Origin of the sequence: Metabacillus halosaccharovorans (genome assembly GCF_002019635.1) — a bacterium.
Taxonomy (GTDB): Bacteria; Bacillota; Bacilli; order Bacillales; family Bacillaceae; genus Metabacillus; species Metabacillus halosaccharovorans.
On sequence record NZ_KV917372.1, the window covers coordinates 1911855 to 1931477 of the forward strand.

Here is a 19623-nt window from a genome sequence, read left to right on the forward strand (position 1 = left end):
TATCCGCCATGTTCCCCCTCCTTATTTGTAACTTAATTTTATATTAATAATTAAGTTACAGGTACCTTAATAATCAAAGGGGATTTCATATAAAAATATTAGAAAAACTAAGGCTTTCGCCAAGTCCTAATGGCGAAAGCCTTAGTTTTTCTTATACTATCATCCATAAAAATTTATATACTGTCTGATAGTACAAAATAATACCTCCTGGGTAAATGACAGGAGGTCTCGGATTACGATAAACCATGATTTTTTTTATAAGACGAGGGAGATTCGCCTACATATTTTTTGAATTTACTATGGAAATAATCCACATTAGAAAAACCAACTTGTTCTGCTACTTCATATACTTTGAGTCCTTGTAACAAAAGTTTTTTCCCGTTTTCGATTCTAATCTTATCAAGGTAAGTGTTAAAATATTCCCCCGTATAATCTTTAAAGAGTTTCCCTAAGTAGAACCTATTATAATTAAGGACCTTTGCTAGTGTTTCAAGCTTAATATTTTTATAATAGTTTTTTTCAATTAATTTAATCATTTTTTTCACTAATATATCTGAGTCACTTGAATCAATACTATCTAACATCTCTTCTAATAAAGTTGTTACGTAAGTAAGTAGCTCCGTAAGTTTTGACTGTGTTTCAATTTCGTATACTCTTGAGAGGATATTGGACACCGTTTCATGAATATTCTTGTTCTCATACATAAGTTTCTTTAATAATGATGTAACAATTTCTATATATTTTTCTTTGATAGTCTGTTCAGATAACTCATTAAAAATCATATACTTTCCTACATTCATACAAATTCTTTCAATTACCTTTTTATCTCCTATTTCCAAAGCGAAGACTAACTGTTCTACAACTTCTGAAAATTGTAATGACGAAATTTTATCTTTGGAAACACCTACTTCAACTGTAATAACAGGCTTAGAATCAGAGTGTAATATGGTTCCCTCATCGTAGAAAAATTGATCTTTTATTAAATCCGAAGCAATATTGAATTGAGTACTTAAATCTTCAATTTCCTTGAAAGTTTGCGAGATGGACGCTACAAATTTAGTTTGGATGTTTTGATGTATTGCCTTGTATATGTGAGCGATATTATTATTTACTTCTTGATCTGCATTTAGGAGAATTCCAATATAGGATCCAGTGGTAAAAATAAGTCCCTTTTTATCTAATTCATAAACCTGCTTTAATTGCTTTTTAATATCACCCAAAGAGTATTCATTTTTCTTCACTTCTATAAGCAAAATTCGAAATCTATTCCATTTTAAATGATCAAATAGTTCTTTTAATTCCTCCATACACTCTCCAGTTACAGCAGCTTGGATAACTCTTTCCTTGTTTTCCTCATCCATTTTCTTTTTTACCCTACTAAATTCTTCTTCTTTGATAAACCCTTGCGCTAATTCAGTTAATATAGGAATGAGTTCATCTTCATCAACCGGTTTCACCAAATAATCTTTCACATTATACTTCATTGCATTTCTTGCATACTCAAATTCGGCAAAACCACTCAAAACGATAAATTGGATTGAGGAATCCACTTCTCGAATTTTTTGTATTAACTCGATCCCACTCATTTCAGGCATTTTCATATCAACCATCATTAGATTTGGTTTTAACTCTTTATATTTTTCAATTGCATCAAAACCATCTTCCGCTGTACCAACAATTTCAAATCCAAGGTCCTCCCAGGGGATAAACATTTCTAACCCTTCCCGTGTTGAAGGTTCATCATCAACAATCATTACCTTAAGCATCCTTCCACCCCTCCTTAATAGGTATAAAAATAGTGACCTTCGTCCCTTTGTTTACCTTACTATCTATTGATAATCCTGATTTCTTACCGAATGTAAGTAGTAATCTCTGATGAACATTCTTTAATCCTATACGCTCCTCATTGTGGTGACTTTGCTCATTTAACATCATTGAAATAGCCTCTTGTTTCTCTTCATTCATTCCAACTCCATTATCAATGATATGAACAAGTAATCCCTCTGCAACGGCGTTGGTTTCAACACAAACATGCCCGCCTTTCCTACTATTCTCTAACCCATGAATAACAGCATTTTCTACAATCGGCTGTATGATTAGAGGGGGAATAGGTACATGTATAAAAGATGGATCAACCTTTAATTCATAAGTTAAGCGGTTACCATACCGAAACTTTTGTATTTGTAAATAGGCCTGAACGATTTTCAATTCATTTTCAAGAGTCACTTTACCAGTTCCAACCTCAATACTATTCCTCATTAATTTCCCAAGCATTTTTACTACCTGAGATATTTCTTTTTCTCCTTTTGCGTATGCCTTCATCCTGATCGACTCAAGTGCATTAAATAAAAAATGTGGATTTATCTGACTTGCCATCATTTTGAACTTTATTTCATTTTGCTTTCTTTCCAGTAACGTTTTCTGTCTATTAGTCTCATACACTTCATTTAAAAGATTCTTTGTATTATTCACCATGAATTCCAATTGTTTTGATAAGTGTCCAATCTCATCTTTACCGTCAATTGGTATCCTTATATTAAAGTTTCTGTTTCCAACTTGCTTAATCTGCTCACTAAGTATAATGAGCCTATTTGAAAGTAATTTTGAAATATAATAAATTAACAATAAAGCAAAGCACATACTAACTCCAACAACCAAAAATCCCGTATCCCTTACCTTATTGGCATTTCCTACAATACTCTCATCAGAAATGAATGAAACAATCCTTATATCATTCAAACTATTTTCCACTGAAATTGTCTCAACAAAGATTTGGGTCGGCTCCCCTTTAACATCACCTTCAAACATACCAGCCTTACTCTCCCTAAGCGATTTGGAGTTAACTATGTCAGACAGTTTTTTCCCTTTAAACTCAGGCTGATTTGTACTAATAATATAATCTAGGTCATCCACGATCATAATTGGTTGAGATTCCTGTGATAAAATCAGGTTTAATGTGTCAGTATTAACATTAATAATTAATACACCGTTTGTATCCAAATCCAAAAAGTTTATTGTCCTTACTAAACTTAAATATTTGTGGGGTTTATTTGTTTCATCTTCCATGTAGACCCATCTAACTAAGCCTTTATCTGATATGGCTTTTTTATACCATTTAGAGGTTGTTATCATTTCATCTATCGGTATTATTTCCCAACTATTCAGTAATGTTTCATTTTTCATATAAAATCTGATATTTGAAACCTCTTCTTTATATAACTTTCGGTATTCTTTGAAACTATTGAAATCTCGATATGATTCAACAACATCATACCTAGATTGATATTTTGTATTTACAACATTTTTTAATTGTTCATCAAATAAGAGATTATTAGAAACATATAATGATACATTCATAACTGCTTGAGTTCTTTCCTTTACCCGCTCAATATTTATTAGAGCTTCTTGCTTTGCATCTTCAAGCGCTAATTGCCTTAACTCGTTTGTTAAAAATCCCCCAACAGCTATTAGTGGTATAAATACAACTAGAATAAAAGAAATATACAGTTTATTACGTAGCTTTATATCATTTAACTTTTTCTTAATAACAGAGAAAATATTAGATACACCTCCTTGATCTTTTTGATTCTAATAATATTAAATAAACACACAATAAATTATCCCTATTAAATTACTTTACAAAACGCAATACATTACCTTAATATTAACTTAACAAATCATCTATTTACAACTTAATATTTTATATTAAATAAACTAATAAAGGGGCAAACATATGATGGATTCTTCCTCAATGAGAGGTTTCTATAAGATATCAGAATGGATAATGAATTTTGCTTATTTAAATATATTGTGGATTGCATTTACATTATTAGGCCTTGTTTTATTTGGAATTTTTCCTGCAACGGTATCATTGTTCATTATTGTACGGAAATGGGTCCAAGGTCAGCGTGATTTTCATATAACAAAATTATTTTGGAACTCATTTAAAAAAGAATTCTTAAAGAGTAATCTTCTTGGTCTAATTCTGGTTGTTATAGGAGGTATTTTATATACTGACTTCTTATTTGTTAGAGGAAATGACGTTCATCTTGTTCAATATACTTATTATCCTTTATTAATTATCATTGCTATTTTCACGTTAGCTTTGTTATATGTCTTTCCAATCTATGTTCATTTTGAAACAAAACTCATGCATATTTTAAAAAACTCAGTATTATTAATGATCATGAGCCCACTCATTACGATTATGATGGTCACTTTCATCTTAATTTTGTATCACATTTTAAGACTTATTCCTGGATTAACCCCTTTGTTTGGTGCGAGTCTTTTTGCCTATATTATAATGTGGTCTAGTCATTTTGTCTTTCAGAAAATAGGAAGATATAAAAACACCAATAAACAAGAAACTTCAGGACAAATGAATTAAAGCTGACCTGAAGTTTCTTTTTTTATTATCAATTAAGGGACTTAAATACCAATTTTAAGTCAGAACAATTTTTTAAGTTCAAAGTACCTTCGAACTTTATATCCAAAACCATCTTTACTTTTTCTCATTTCTTTCTGAAAATCTCTTTACAGCTCTAGTAGATGATTTAATACGTTGATTTTGAAATGGATACAAACCTCTTTTAGATAGTTCTTTCTCTATTAAAAAAATAAAATGTGGATCGAGATTTAATTCAATAGATTTCATATAAGCATCAATTAGGTGGTCATCCCTTATTTTTTGGAACATTTATTGCCCCCCCATGTGCTAAAATTAAAGAACTGATTATTTCGGTTTGTGTTTTGCAAAAGTTGTGAAATGACTAAATTACTCTGCAACTCTAAATGTCGCAATTGTTTAAGAGCAATATAAACAATTATTTTATTAGATTTGCCTTCATCAATGAAGCGACCTGTTGCTCATCTGTAGTAGATTTCTGTTCGAGTTGATTAATAACTAGCTCTTGTCTCTCTAATGAATGGTTTTGACTTAATTTACTTTTCCCTTCTATTTTATTGATCTTTATTTTGAAACCTTGGACTCCTTTATTCATACCAGCCAGATACTCAGGATCTACATCCCGTAAACTATATGAACTGTCTGGAGCTTCATATTTTACTACCATGTCATGTAAGGAAGCTATTAACTCCTCTTCGTCCTCTAATAGCTCTACTTCTCCATATACATGAACTGTTACGTAATTCCAGGTCGGTACCGCCTTATTCGTCTCATACCAAGATGGTGAAATATAACAATGAGGACCATGGAAAACAGCTAAGACCGTTTGATCTTTAATATCTTTCCACTGAGGATTTGGTCGAGCAAAGTGTCCGTATAAGTAAGACTTCTCCTTGTTCAAAATTAACGGTAAATGAGTCGCAAATGGCATTCCATTGTTTTGAGAAAAAAGAGTCGCAAAACTATGTTCTTTTATAATGTCGTAAGCCACCGTTTCATCTGTGATTTTAAAATATTTTGGAATATACATCATAATCCACCTTTCGAAGAAGTTATATAAGTGTTTTGGTCATAATAAAGTCCGTTTGTTCATCATCACCCATATAAAAAGAGTGAGTTCCTGTTTGAACAAATCCCATTTTTTTATAAAAACCAATAGCATTTTCATTGTTTTCCCATACACCCAGCCAGATTTTCTGTTTATTACATTCCATTGCAAGTTCAATCGCTTTATTTAGTAGATATTTACCAAGTCCATGTTTTTGAAATTCCTTCTTTATATAAATTCTCTCAATTTCAAGTGATTCATCACCCATTTCTTCAGACTGAGCATCATTGATATTAATCTTTAAATATCCAGCTACTTCATCATTGAAATAAATAAAAAAGAATTGTGAAGAACGATTGGATAACTCTTTTTCTAGTTGATTTAAATTAAATGCTCTCTCCAAAAAAGCATCCATATTTTCGAGTGAATTATGATGTTTAAATGTCTCATTAAATGTTACATAACTAATTTCTTGAAGCATGCGCAGTTTCTCAATGGTGCATTTCTTTATAGTTATTGTCATTAGTCGCCCCCCTTAAATAATCAATAATTTCTCTTGTTTCCTTTCTTAACGAATTCCCAATCGACTTCTACATTTTTCCTTACTCTTTGGAGTAAATGATAAATGGTCTCCACTTCAATATCAGTAAATCCCTCTAATGCCACATTATTGGAATGTTCATTTTCTCTTTTTATGAAGGGATAAACATTTTTCCCTTTCTCTGTTGGAAAAAGTTTTTTTATTTTTTGGTTATATTCATCATTTTTCTTTTCAATAAAACCATTTAGCTCAAGCTTTTTTATAGCACGAGCAGCAGTTGTTCGATCTACTTTTATCATCTCAGCTAGTTTTTCTTGAATGATTCCTGGACTTTCACATATTCTCACAAGGTACAAATACTGGCCTTTTGTGAGGTCATATTCTTTAAATTCTATATTGCTTATAGAATCTAAAGCTCTTGCTATCATTCCAATTTCACGAAGAATTTCCTTCATAATAGGCTCCTTAGCTCATGTATTGTTGTAAATACAATAAAAATAACTTATATTAAATGTACCCAAACTTTGTTGTAAATGCAACAAAATAAACGATAAAGAACTCATGTATATTGAATTATGTTTTTATGAATTATGAAATTTATTTAACTCTTGGTATTTCATTCACTATACAATCAGACCTTGTGACTTCAGCCTTAATGCACTTTTGGTATGTCTGTCCATAAATGCGGGACTTACTCTGGGTAGCCTCTAGACGTGTTAATTACACTTATCATTCGTTCCTGATACAATAAAAAACGCCTAATATCCAGTTCTATCAAGGATTTAAGGCGTTTCAACTACTAAATTTGAGTTTTGTTAATCGATATTTAACACGAAGTTAAGACTTTAAGAATAATAGGGAGTTTCCTCCCTCTCTTCAAAACTGTTCATTATTATCCCCAACTGGAAAGGCATTTAACTTAGTTTAATTAGATAAAACGTGAAACTTTAGCAATTGCGCTCCGATTCCTGAAAACCAATATTTCTTGTAAAACTATCGCTTCCCATTAGTTCAAAAAGATCATTGCGTTTTAAATTCCATAAAAACCGTTCTACACCTGGATATTTTTCACCTAGACTTGTTATCTCAAAATCAAAATACCGATGCTCAGTAATATAATTAATCATACCAATACCCTTTCCTCTTTGAACTGAAGATACTGCAATATGTTTAATTTCGCACTCAATTAAACTACTAATTTCACCCCCTGCACATCCAACAATTTCACCTTCAAAGTTCAAAACTATATAATTTTCGGTTTAATAATTTCAAATATTTTCCATATTCTTGATCCTAATAAAGGTAGAATTGGTGATATACTCTCGTATACATTTATACCAACTTCTCTTGCTATATTGTATTTAAATTACTACGAAAAAGGAAACAAATGGAAGTTATCTATCCTTTTCTCGGACATTTCATTTTTGATTGAAGTGGTATGGCCTACTTTGGATACATGAGGTACTTTAACATGCCTAGCACATAAAAGAAGCATTGAGGATATCCCCCAATGCTTTTCTTGTATTTATTAAACTAGCAGTGGTATGATCAGACCGGAAAGTAGTAAAATCAACGCTCCTCCTAATCTCGATGAAATTTGCGCAAATGGCATTAATTCCATTCTTTTTGCTGCAGATAACACCGCAACATCACCGGTTCCACCCATGTTAGCCATACATAAACCTGCTGTAATCGCTGCTTCAATTGGATAGAAACCTACTAATTTCCCTAAAAGACCTGCTCCAATAATTGCTCCTAATACCACACCAAATACTGTTAGAATATATTGAAGTGTGAGTGCTTCAATTACAGTATTTAAATCTGTGTATGCAACACCGATTCCAAATAATAGTGCAAATGTCCAGTTACTTGCTACAAACTGATACCACTGACTAGCACCGTCAAGTACAATAGGTGGGATTATATTTGCAACCTTCATAAGCGCAATTAAAATAATCATAATTGCATATGGATGTAATGGTATAAACGCTCCTAAAAGATTTCCAAGTGTAAAGAAAGCTAATGCAGCCAATAACCCTACACCCATTTTTTTAATGTCATATTTTTGTTGAGGTTTCTCATACTTAAATCCTTTAACCAATTGTCCATCACCTGATAGTGATGGGAATTTTTTGCCTACCATATCTAACACACTTGCAAGAACAATCGCGAATACATTTCCTAGAGCAAGTGCCGGTACGAGCATTGAAATATAATAGCTTGGTTCATTTCCTAACATTTCAGAATAGATTTGACTCATCGGCACAGCACCAGCACCCATTCCGCCGCCCATAATCGGCAGTGTAATAACTAATATCGCGTCCTGAAGTGTAAAACCTACTAAGGAACCAATAATACCTGCTAGTATAATGGCACCAATAACAGCACCAAAGATGGGAAGGAAATAACGTAAACCTACTTTTACTAAGATTTTTGAATTCATTCCCAAAATACTCCCTGTAATTAACGCCGCAATATAAAAGTCTAGAAAACCGCCTGTTTGCATGAAATCTGTAACAGATGTTGTGATTGATTCTGGAAGCAACCCGCTGTATACCATGTAAGCAGATCCAAAGATCGCTAAAATGGCTCCCCCACCTAAAAACGTTTTCATAATTGGTGTGCGATCGCCAATCCAGCCAAATACTTCACCTAATACAATCATCACTAGTAAACTACCAATCATTCCACCTGGTAAGTTTCCAGTATACATACTAACTAATGTGATCGCTGCAAATAGTCCAAACCATAAAACTGGTGTATTAAATACTGTTATTTTCGGTTTTGGATCTAACTGATTTACCTTTGTGTCTGTTTCAAAGGAGATTTTTTTTACTGTTTGTTCCATTAATAAATCCCTCATTTCCATAGATTTAATTCTCCTCTCAGTATGAAAGCACTGTTTCATACTGAAGCTTGCGACTGCATTCTTATTGCTTCTTCAAGTCATGATTTCAAGATTTAATTTTTCATTAAGGCTCTTTTCGTAAAGATTGTTGTTTTTACAAGTAACAAATTCGAACAGCTGTTGATTGGAGTGGAAGGTACGAGACTCCTGCGGGAGAAGCGTGTTAAGGGAGACCCCGCAAGTGCAAAGCACTGAGGAGGCTCCTGAGACCGCCCGCGGAAAGCGAGTACCTGCAACGGAAATCAATCCAGGTTTTAAGAGTAAATATAATTTAAAAGCAACAAAGTACAAAAACAGCCTTCATTAATAATAAAATTGCTTCTCTTCCAAACTAAGTCCCCAGTATGTTGTTCCGTCTGAAACAATGGCTTGTCATTGACCCGCTTATAGTAATCGCTTACATTCCTTGAACCAATATTACTTAAATATTCAATCAATTTATACCTTTTGTAATTATTGAAGTCTTTTGTAATTAAAAAAAGCAGCCCCCGCTGCTTTTTTTAATTACTCATATTGCACAAGAATCGATTCGTTTTCTTCATTAAACATATAAGAATAAAGAGGTCTACCTATACCATAGGTTAATGTTTCATCAATTACATGAATCTCATTTAAGAATTTTAAATACTTTCGGATTGACACTCTAGAAATATCAGTGATTTCTGCAATTTCATCTGTCGTAAACGCATGATTTTCTTGTCCTTTAATAGCATTAAAAACGATAGTTAAAGTCTTTTTAGATAAGCCTTTCGGCAGAGGCTTTAATGGTTCAGTCGCAGTTAATTCATCCTGTTTTACTAGGAAGAGCTCGTCTAATTCCTTTTGCTTCATCTTACTTTGTTGACTTAGTATGAAGAACTTTTCTTTATAAGAGATAAGTGCTTGATGGAACCTCTCAAATTCAAATGGTTTAATTAAATAATCTACAGCTCCATATCTTAAAGCTGTTTGAATTTTATCTACATCAGATGCAGCAGTAATTAAAATGACATCTAATTCTTTTTTTTCTTTTCTTATTTTACTTAATAAAGTTAGTCCATTTTCGCCTGGCATGTAGATATCTAAAAGGACTAGATCAACTTTTTGATTGTTAATGATTTTTGTCGCTTCATTTACCGAATGTGCCACACCAACTAAAAAGAACCCATTAATTTCTTTTAAGTATCGTTTATTAAACTCTGCTACCATTGGGTCATCATCTACAATTAGAACATTAATCATTTGTCTCCTCCTATCGGTTGTAAGGAATTTGAATGATAAACTCTGTGCCTTTTTCAACACTTAAATTTAGTTGAATGGATCCTCCTAATGTTTCGACACTTTTGCTCACTAAATATAAACCGTAGCCGCGATTTTGTCCTTTTGTCGAATACCCTTTTTTAAATATGTGAGTAAACTGTTCTTCTTTAATCCCCGGACCTGAATCTCTGACTTTAATTAAAAGTTGATTTTTATTATAGTTTAACTTTACCTTCAGCTTCTTTTCCTTCATTTCACTCATAGCTTCTATCGCATTATCTATGACATTTCCGATAATGGTAATTAATTCATGAGTCACATGATCCTCGCTAGGTTTTGGTATGATTGTCTCATTATCTATTTTCATCTCTACCTTATTTTCCCTAGCGGTACTAAGCTTGCCCATAATAAATCCAGCGAGGACAGGATCTTTAATATCTTTAGTCACATAACTAACTTCGTTTACACGATGATCAACAATTTCATTTATAAAATCCATTAACTCATCATAAAATTCCATCCTAACCATTCCAAGAATAACATGGAGCCGATTCATAAACTCATGTGACTGAGCACGCAATGCTTCAGCATATATTCGAACACCTGTTAATTGTTCTGCCAATTGATGAACTTCCGTTTTATCCCTAAAAGTTGAGATAGCTCCGACAATTTCTTTGTTGACAATCAATGGAGCTCGATTAGTTAAAAGTGTCACACCATTGACCGCTATCTCTTCATCTTTTTCAGGCTTTCCCGTTTTTAACACCCGGTCTAGCTTTGAGAATGGTAGATATTCAGTTAGTTTCATACCTACAGGATTATCCGATAGGCCGATATTCGTAAATATTTTCAAAGCTGATTTATTGACTAGTGTTATTGTCGAATTTTTGTCTACTGCAATTATCCCTTCATGTACAGAATGAAGCATTGTATTTCGTTCTTCATGAATTTTTGCAATCATAAACGGTTCTAATCCAAATAAAATCTTTTTTATATATCCCGCTAGGAAAACTGCGCCTACGATACCAACTAAAATACCTACAATAGATCCAATAAAAATATTTTTATGACCTTTTTTAAGTGCTTTTTCAACGTTATTAAGTAATATTCCAACAGAAACTGCTCCTATCTGTTCATTTTCATCATTATAAATAGGAGTGAATGAACGTAATGACTCCCCTAGTGTACCTTTCGATATAGAAATATGTTCTTCTCCAGTTAATACCTCCTTCTCATCACCGCCAACAAAACGTTTCCCAATCTTTTCTGAATCAGGATGAGATTTTCTAATTCCGTTCATATCCAACACTACAACAAAAAGAACATCAGCTGCTTGTTGAATATCAACTGTATACTCTTGGATTGCCCCACCATCATCTTCTTTCTCAAGCCCACTTATAACGATTTCAGATTTGGCAACTGTTCTTGATACAATCTTTGCTTTTTCTTCCTGGTTGTTACGAATAGATTCACTAACTGTATGACTAATTAATAAATCAGTTAAAAGCAACGATATAAGAACAACTAAGCATACAAAGAAAATAATGATAGTACTTAGCTTATATTTTTGTTTTGACAATGAATCCACTCCTAAAAAAAATTCCTGGATTTAATATAAAAAACCTTACCTAAACAGATTATTAGGAAGGCTAAAAAAGCAAAATATCTCTCTTAATAATACATAATCCAAGATTCATGTTGAAGCAATTTCCTTAATACCCGAAATACGAATCGAATTCACCTTTTCATGTATATCTTTTAAAACGAGTGCTTGTTTATTTACATCGAGATTAAAAATATGACCTTTACACATTTGCAAAGATTCATTTTAATAATGAGTAATTGTTAGCAAACGATTTTTTGTTAATTCTTGTAAGAACATCTCTTTGGTCCCTCTATTGCTAGCGATCTATTAAAAGGCTCTAGTTAACGTTTACATTACTAATGTTTTTATCGCCTTGAACACCTTTTCTCTCCTTAAAGAATCAAAGTATGTTCAAGGCTTTAAAAGCTTATAGCATTATTGATAAATCGTAAACTTACTTTACTACTAGTAGATCCCCATTAGGTTCTTGTGAATTCAATTCTTTTCTCGTAACTCCTGATTTTATGGCTGCATCTGCAACAGCTTCTGCAACATGTTTTGCTACTCTTGAATCAAATGGATCCGGAATAACATAATCAGCGTGAAGTTCTTCACTGTTAATTAATCCAGAAATTGCATAAACTGCAGCAACTTTCATTTCTTCGTTAATTTCCTTCGCACGAACATCTAAAGCCCCGCGGAAAATTCCTGGGAATGCAAGGACATTATTCACCTGATTTGGGAAATCAGAGCGTCCAGTTCCAACAACAAGTGCTCCCGCTTCTTTTGCCTCTTCAGGCATAATTTCTGGTACCGGGTTAGCCATAGCAAAAATAATTGGATTCTTATTCATCGAACGAACCATCTCTTTTGTAACTGCTCCTGCCGCAGAAACCCCAACAAACACATCAGCACCTTCCAATGCATCTGCTAATGACCCTTGTTTTTGCTCTTTATTTGTAAGATCTGCCATTTCTTCTTTGAATTTATTCATACCAACTGGACGATCTTTATAAATAATTCCTTTTGTATCACATAAAATGACATCTTTTACACCCATATTTAGCAACAACTTAACAATCGCTACGCCTGCAGCTCCAGCCCCATTTGCTACAACACGAATATCTCCAATTTTTTTGTTTGCGAGTATAAGAGCATTAATAAGTCCTGCTGCTGTCACAATAGCTGTTCCATGTTGATCATCATGAAAAATAGGGATATCGCACTCTTTGCGTAAACGATCTTCAATTTCAAAGCATTGCGGTGCAGCAATATCTTCTAAGTTTACTCCGCCAAAAGTAGGTTCTAACATTTTGACGTGCTCAACAATTTTATCCGTATCAGTCGAATTTATACATAGAGGAAAGGCATCGACATTTGCAAATTCTTTAAATAACAATGCCTTTCCTTCCATAACTGGCATAGCTGCTTTCGGTCCGATATCTCCAAGCCCAAGGACAGCAGTTCCATTTGAAACAACGGCAACAAGATTTCCCTTCATTGTGTAATCATATACTCTGCTTTCCATCTCATGAATTGCCAAGCAAGGCTCCGCTACACCAGGTGAATAAGCAAGACTTAAATCTTTTGCATCCCGTACTTTGACTTTAGAGTATACACTAAGTTTCCCTTGATTTTCTTTATGCATCTTCAATGCTTCTTCGCGTAATGTTGACATAACTAAATCTCCCTGCCCTTGTTGAATTTTACCACTAATTGAAAATGATAGATTAGCATATTAGTTTCTATATAAATCACTGATCATATTAGAAGGTAACAAATATACTTTTTAGATATACAAATCAGGAGAAAAAAGCGCTTTCTATTTACTGCGATATTATTGGCTCTCCTTCTTTAACAAAAATTATAGTATTTTTTAGAAAACTTCATAGTTTTTGTAACTTTTTAAACTATTTTTTAATTTAAATAAGTTTTGCTCAAAAAAGCACACTTTATTTGACTTTTTACTGTCTACTCTAGTTTTAGATTAGATTAAAGAATTAACTCATGACCAGTTCAGGCTTTTTTTCGCTTAAACCAAGTGTTTGAGCTGTTAAATGAAGAATTTCGTTCAGAAGATCTGGATTTGCATTTAGTGATAAGCCATAAGAAGGAATCATTTCTTTAATTTTAGGTTCCCACTTTTCTATATGCTCAGGGAAGCATTTTTCTAGAACTTTAAGAATGACATGCACGGCGGTAGAAGCACCAGGAGAAGCGCCAAGCAATGCTGCAATCGAACCATCAGCAGCATTAACAACTTCCGTACCGAATTGTAGTGTTCCGATACCAGCTTCAGTATCTTTAATCACTTGCACACGCTGGCCTGCAACAACCAAATCCCAATCCTCACTTTTTGCGCTCGGGATAAACTCACGTAATTCTTCAATGCGCTGTTCTTTTGATAACATAACTTGGTGGATCAGGTATTTTGTCAATGATATGTTTTTTGCACCTGCAGCCAACATCGTTAATAGATTATCCGGTTTAACTGATGTGACCAAATCAAACATTGAACCATTTTTCAAGAACTTAGGTGTGAACCCAGCAAATGGTCCAAATAACAATGATTTTTTATCCCCAATAAATCTTGTGTCAAGATGTGGAACAGACATTGGAGGTGCACCAACCTTAGCCTTTCCATAAACTTTTGCATGATGCTGTGCTATGACATCTGGATTATTACACACCATAAATAATCCGCTTACAGGGAATCCTCCAATATGTTTCCCTTCTGGTATACCGGTTTTCTGAAGTAAATGGAGACTTCCTCCACCCCCTCCGATAAAGACGAATCTTGCAGAATGACGTTCGACAGTACCGCTAATCAAGTTCCGCACTTGTAATTCCCACAATCCTTCGCTGGTACGTTTTATGTCTTGAACACTATGTTTATAGTTTACTTCGACATTTTTACTCTCTAAGTGGTCAAATAACATGCGCGTTAAAGCACCAAAGTTGATATCAGTGCCTGAGTCGATTTTAGTTGCAGCTATAGGTTCATTCGTTGTTCGTTCTTGCATAATAAGCGGAATCCATTCCATTAGTTTTTCAGGATCATCGGAAAATTTCATTCCTTGAAATAACGGATTTTTTGATAGCGCTTCAAATCGTTTCTTTAAAAACGACACATTTTGTTCTTCATGAACTAAACTCATATGAGGTAATGGCATGATAAAATCTTGTGGATTTTGGATCATCTTGTTGTTTACAAGATATGACCAAAACTGCATAGAAACCTGGAATTGTTCATTAATATTTATCGCTTTGCTCATATCGATTGATCCATCCGGTTTTTCGACTGTATAATTAAGCTCACACAGTCCCGCATGTCCCGTGCCCGCGTTATTCCATTCGTTGGAGCTTTCCTCACCTGCGTTTGGAAGCTTTTCAAACACCTTAATTTCCCAATCCGGTACCAATTCCTGCAAAAGTGTTCCCAAAGTTGCACTCATCATTCCAGCACCAATTAAAATAACGTCTGTTTTCGTTTTTCTGTTGCTCATTTTTACTGCTCCTTTCTCTGTTGATTCATACTTTCTGCGCGTGAAAAAAAGACAACTCCACCATATGGTGAAGTCTGTCCAAATTGTTATAAATTGTTCGGAATTTCATCATACGTTTTCATTTAACAAATAATCATTCGTTTTATGTCTCAACAAATTTCTGTAAAAACTAAAACAGTCGGGTCCGCTCTTTCTTAAACAAGAGGTCCGCCCAGCTTAACAATCTCTTCAGATACATTTGTGAACTTTTTAAAGTTTTCATTGAACTTGCTGGCAAGATTTAACGCTTTTGCATGATAAGCTTCCTTGTCAGTCCAGGTTTTTTCTGGAATTAATACTTCATTAGGTACACCTGGAACTTGAAGAGGTATTTCCAGGCCGAAGATGTCGTCCTTTGCTGTTTCCGCATTTTCTAATTCTCCGTTAAGTGCTGCTTTCACCATTGCACGAGTGTAGGAAAGATTCATACGTTGACCTGTGCCATATTCTCCGCCAGTCCAACCAGTGTTCACTAAGAATACGTTCGCATTGTGCTTTTCAATTTTTTGGCCAAGCATTTCTGCATAACGAGATGCGTCAAGCGGTAAGAATGGTGAACCGAAGCAAGTAGAAAACGTTACTTGTGGAGATGTAATCCCTCGCTCTGTTCCTGCTAGCTTACTCGTATAACCGCTTAAGAAATGATACATGGCTTGTTCTTTAGATAGTTTGCTGATTGGAGGCAGCACGCCGAATGCATCAGCCGTTAAAAACACAATTGTATCCGGGTGTCCGGCCACACTTGGAAGCATGATATTATCGATTGCGTCAATTGGATATGCTGCACGTGTATTTTCCGTTAGAGATACATCATTGTAATCTGCGAGACCAGTATTCTCATTAATGACTACATTTTCTAATACAGCTCCGAATGTAATAGCATCAAAAATCTGAGGTTCCTTCTCCCTAGATAGGTTTACGCATTTTGCATAGCAACCTCCTTCAATATTAAATACACCATGATCAGACCATCCATGCTCGTCATCTCCAATTAACTTACGGTTGGGATCTGCAGAAAGCGTTGTCTTTCCTGTTCCGGATAAGCCGAAGAACAAAGCTACTTCACCTTCTTCAGATACGTTTGCAGAGCAGTGCATAGGTAAAATATCTTGTTCCGGCAACAAATAGTTCATGATAGAGAAAATGGATTTCTTCATTTCACCTGCATACTCAGTACCACCGATCAGAATGACACGCTTTTCAAAAGAAACAATGATGAACGCTTCTGAATTTGTCCCGTCAATATCCGGATTAGCTTTGAATGTTGGGGCGGATACGATTGTAAATGGTTCATTTTGATCTGAGGAATCAATCTCTGTCGGACGAATAAACAATTGCTGTGCAAATAAATTATGCCAAGCAAATTCATTTATTACTTGAATTGGAAGACGAGTGCTGTGCTCCGCTCCAGCAAAGCCTTTAAATACGAAGATTTCTTCTTTATTTTTCAAATACTCTAATACCTTTGTGTACAGATTATTAAAATGCTCCTTAGAGATTGGTTGATTAACAGTACCCCAATCAATTTTATCTGCAGTAGATGCTTCCTTAACAATGTATTTATCTTTAGGAGAACGGCCTGTATATTTACCTGTTGAAACAGAAACAGCACCGGTTGACGAAAGTTTACCTTCCCCTCTTTTTAATACTTTTTCCACTAACTGTGAAACACTTAATTGAACTTGTGTATTGCTGCCATTTACTAACTCATGTAAATCAATTTGAACGTTGACAATACTCATATCTATATCATCCTTTTATCTTTTTAATGAATATTTCTCGTAATCTATTTAAATAGTACATACATTAACTTAAAAGCTTCATACTATTTATTGGGTTTGTTAGTGAATTATTTTTGAAATTTGAATTTGTCCTAATAATAAAAATGATCGACTAAATAAATTGCATGTCTTTATTTCTAGTAAACTGGTCTGCTACTAGCTTTACAAGGTCTACTACGCGACAGGAATATCCCCACTCATTATCATACCAAGCAAGAACCTTTACCTTTCGGGTTCCCATAACAATTGTAGATAAACCATCAATAATAGACGAACTTGGATTTGTATTGAAATCTACAGACACAAGCGGTGTATCACAAAATTCTATAATTCCCTTCATTGATCCTTGAGATGCAATTTGGAAAGCTTTATTAATTTGTTCCACTGTCACATCACACTTTACGTCAATAACAAGGTCTACAAGCGATACATTTGGAGTCGGAATACGTAGTGCCATACCATGTAATTTACCGGATAAATGTGGTAGAACCTTGGCTAATGCTTTAGCAGCACCTGTTGTAGTTGGAATAATGGATTGTGCACAAGCACGAGCTCTACGTAGATCCTTATGTGGATTGTCTATATTATTTTGATCATTTGTATATGCGTGTACAGTTGTCATTAAGCCATTCTCAATGCCAAATTGTTCATCTAACACCTTGACGACTGGAGCGAGACAATTGGTTGTACAAGATGCATTTGAGATCACATCGTGTTTTGTCATATCCAATTGCTCATCATTTACACCAACTACAATCGTCACATCTTCATTTTTACCTGGAGCTGTTAAAATGACTTTCTTCGCTCCTGCTTCCAGGTGAAGATTCGCTTGTTCTTTAACGTTAAATTTACCTGTTGCTTCAATCACGACATCAACGCCCAGCTCCTTCCAAGGAAGCTCTTGAGGGTTACGATGATTAAGAAGCTGAACCAGCTTTCCATTCACCATTAATTGATTTTGTATTACCTCTATCGTACCGTCAAACTTCCCATGTACTGTGTCATACTTAATAAGGTGTGCCAATGTTTCGGCAGGGTAGCTTGCATTTATAGCAACAATATGGAATGCGCTTTCTTTAATCGCTTGACGGAACACCATTCTCCCAATGCGTCCAAACCCGTTAATCGCAACATTAATCATACTAATAAGTCCCCCTCAGTCAATTGTGTTATACTATTAAAACATTAATCTATATATAGTATAACACATTAAAGGGTAATCTATTACGTTTTTTTACTTTTTTTAATTACATTTTCTTAAAACACCTTACTTCTAAAGAACGTTTTCAGTAGAAAACAAGTAATCTAGGTCCTTATATGACTATTTCATAGCTTTTTATCAATTGAACGACATCACGGGCAATCATCACTTCTTCATTTGTAGGAATAATGATTACCTTTACAGGAGAATATGGATAGCTAATAAACCTTTCTTCACCACGGACTTGATTCAGTGCAGGATCCCAATAAACACCCATAAATTCTAATCCACGTAACACACGAGAACGGATAATGTCACTGTTTTCTCCAATTCCAGCAGTAAAGATAATAGCATCTACTCCAGACATTTGTGCTGCATATGAACCAATATATTTATGAATTCTACTAGCGAATACTTCAAGAGCCGTTTCTGCACGGACATTTCCCTCTTTAGCGGCTTGTTCAATGTCACGAAGATCGCTTGATAATCCTGAAATTCCCAAAACACCACTCTTTTTATTTAAAATATCTAATACTTCCAGTTCTGATTGACCTGTTTTTTCCATAATGAATGGAATTAATGCCGGATCAATGTTTCCTAAACGAGTTCCCATTGCAACACCTGCAAGCGGAGTAAAGCCCATTGAAGTATCAATAGATCTACCACCTTCAATTGCAGCTATACTCGCCCCATTTCCTAAGTGACAAGAAATCAATCGCAATTGTTCAATCGGACGTCCTAATAATTCTGCTGCTCTTTCAGATACATACTTATGTGAAGTACCATGAAATCCATATTTACGAATTCCATATTTTTCATAATATTCATAAGGTAAACTATATAAAAATGATCGTTCAGGCATTGTTTGATGGAAGGCCGTATCAAAAACTGCTACTGTATCTACCTTTGGTAATACTTCTTTGAATGCTTTAATTCCAACAATATTCGCCGGATTATGAAGTGGCGCTAAATCTGAAAGCTCCTCAATTTTCTGAAGTGTTTCATCTGTAATTAAAACAGAGTGGTGAAATCGCTCACCTCCGTGTACTATACGATGACCGATTCCTTCAATTTCATATAAAGTCTTGAGAATTCCAAAATCTATGAGTTTGCTAAGAAGTATCTTAACTGCAGCTGCATGGTCTGGAATGTCTACTCTATCTTTTACTTTTTCTCCGTTCACTAAAATAGTGAATATTCCCTTTTCTAAGCCAATACGTTCTACTAACCCCGCTGTTAGAACTTCTTCACTTGGCATTTCAAATAATTGAAACTTTAAAGAAGAGCTCCCTGCATTGATTGCAATTATTTTTGCCATGATATTTACTGCTCCTTTTCATCCAAACCATTTTTAACATAGTTCAGCTACA

16 protein-coding genes are annotated in these 19623 nt (G+C 34.3%); 1 reads left to right on the forward strand and 15 read right to left on the reverse strand.

The features are described from left to right. Positions 1-233 precede the first annotated feature (233 nt). Together BK577_RS23210 and BK577_RS23215 are read right to left on the reverse strand one after the other, a co-directional pair. On the reverse strand, positions 234-1766 hold the full coding sequence (locus tag BK577_RS23210) for a response regulator transcription factor (protein WP_078435113.1): 1533 nt from the start codon (positions 1764-1766) through the stop codon (positions 234-236). Then, on the reverse strand, positions 1759-3357 hold the full coding sequence (locus BK577_RS23215; protein WP_078435114.1) for a sensor histidine kinase: 1599 nt from the start codon (positions 3355-3357) through the stop codon (positions 1759-1761). The genes BK577_RS23210 and BK577_RS23215 overlap by 8 nt, the downstream gene beginning before the upstream one ends. 379 nt (positions 3358-3736) lie before the next feature. On the opposite strand from BK577_RS23215, the gene BK577_RS23220 reads away from it, so the two are divergent. Continuing rightward, the gene (locus tag BK577_RS23220; RefSeq protein ID WP_169908453.1) at positions 3737-4387 is read left to right on the forward strand and encodes a YesL family protein; all 651 of its coding nucleotides are present in this window, start codon (positions 3737-3739) and stop codon (positions 4385-4387) included. Positions 4388-4501: 114 nt separating this feature from the next. On the opposite strand, the gene sda is transcribed toward BK577_RS23220, so the two are convergent. The 13 genes from sda to BK577_RS23285 form a co-directional block, all read right to left on the reverse strand. Then, positions 4502-4696: a sporulation histidine kinase inhibitor Sda gene (sda, locus tag BK577_RS23225; RefSeq protein WP_034333476.1), complete on the reverse strand. Its 195-nt coding sequence runs from the start codon at positions 4694-4696 to the stop codon at positions 4502-4504. 127 nt (positions 4697-4823) lie between these two features. Next, a complete protein-coding gene (locus tag BK577_RS23230; protein WP_078435116.1) occupies positions 4824-5435 on the reverse strand; it encodes an FMN-binding negative transcriptional regulator in 612 nt (203 codons plus the stop codon). Between the two features lie 22 nt (positions 5436-5457). After that, the gene (gene paiA, locus BK577_RS23235) at positions 5458-5976 is read right to left on the reverse strand and encodes a spermidine/spermine N(1)-acetyltransferase (RefSeq protein WP_078435117.1); all 519 of its coding nucleotides are present in this window, start codon (positions 5974-5976) and stop codon (positions 5458-5460) included. Between the two features lie 20 nt (positions 5977-5996). After that, the gene (locus tag BK577_RS23240; RefSeq protein WP_078435118.1) at positions 5997-6449 is read right to left on the reverse strand and encodes a MarR family winged helix-turn-helix transcriptional regulator; all 453 of its coding nucleotides are present in this window, start codon (positions 6447-6449) and stop codon (positions 5997-5999) included. A 492-nt stretch (positions 6450-6941) separates the two neighbouring features. Further along, on the reverse strand, positions 6942-7235 hold the full coding sequence (locus BK577_RS23245; RefSeq protein WP_245823569.1) for a GNAT family N-acetyltransferase: 294 nt from the start codon (positions 7233-7235) through the stop codon (positions 6942-6944). A gap of 287 nt (positions 7236-7522) precedes the next feature. After that, complete coding sequence (locus tag BK577_RS23250) at positions 7523-8863, reverse strand: 2-hydroxycarboxylate transporter family protein (RefSeq protein ID WP_245823570.1); 1341 nt, start codon at positions 8861-8863, stop codon at positions 7523-7525. Positions 8864-9406: 543 nt separating this feature from the next. Beyond that, positions 9407-10123, reverse strand: coding sequence for a response regulator (locus tag BK577_RS23255; RefSeq protein ID WP_078435119.1), 717 nt, complete (start codon positions 10121-10123; stop codon positions 9407-9409). Between the two features lie 10 nt (positions 10124-10133). Then, a complete protein-coding gene (dcuS, locus tag BK577_RS23260; RefSeq protein WP_078435120.1) occupies positions 10134-11720 on the reverse strand; it encodes a DcuS/MalK family sensor histidine kinase in 1587 nt (528 codons plus the stop codon). Positions 11721-12180: 460 nt separating this feature from the next. After that, positions 12181-13404, reverse strand: a complete 1224-nt coding sequence (ystJ, locus tag BK577_RS23265) for an NADP-dependent malic enzyme (protein ID WP_078435121.1) — start codon at positions 13402-13404, stop codon at positions 12181-12183. A gap of 322 nt (positions 13405-13726) precedes the next feature. Beyond that, positions 13727-15232 carry a malate:quinone oxidoreductase gene (locus tag BK577_RS23270; RefSeq protein WP_078435122.1) on the reverse strand — a complete coding sequence of 502 codons (1506 nt, stop codon included), beginning with the start codon at positions 15230-15232 and terminating at the stop codon, positions 13727-13729. Positions 15233-15426: 194 nt separating this feature from the next. Further along, positions 15427-17013, reverse strand: coding sequence for a phosphoenolpyruvate carboxykinase (ATP) (pckA, locus tag BK577_RS23275; RefSeq protein ID WP_078435123.1), 1587 nt, complete (start codon positions 17011-17013; stop codon positions 15427-15429). A 151-nt stretch (positions 17014-17164) separates the two neighbouring features. Then, complete coding sequence (locus BK577_RS23280) at positions 17165-18193, reverse strand: glyceraldehyde-3-phosphate dehydrogenase (RefSeq protein WP_078435124.1); 1029 nt, start codon at positions 18191-18193, stop codon at positions 17165-17167. A gap of 172 nt (positions 18194-18365) precedes the next feature. Then, positions 18366-19571 carry an acetate kinase gene (locus BK577_RS23285; protein WP_078435125.1) on the reverse strand — a complete coding sequence of 402 codons (1206 nt, stop codon included), beginning with the start codon at positions 19569-19571 and terminating at the stop codon, positions 18366-18368. Positions 19572-19623 lie beyond the last annotated feature (52 nt).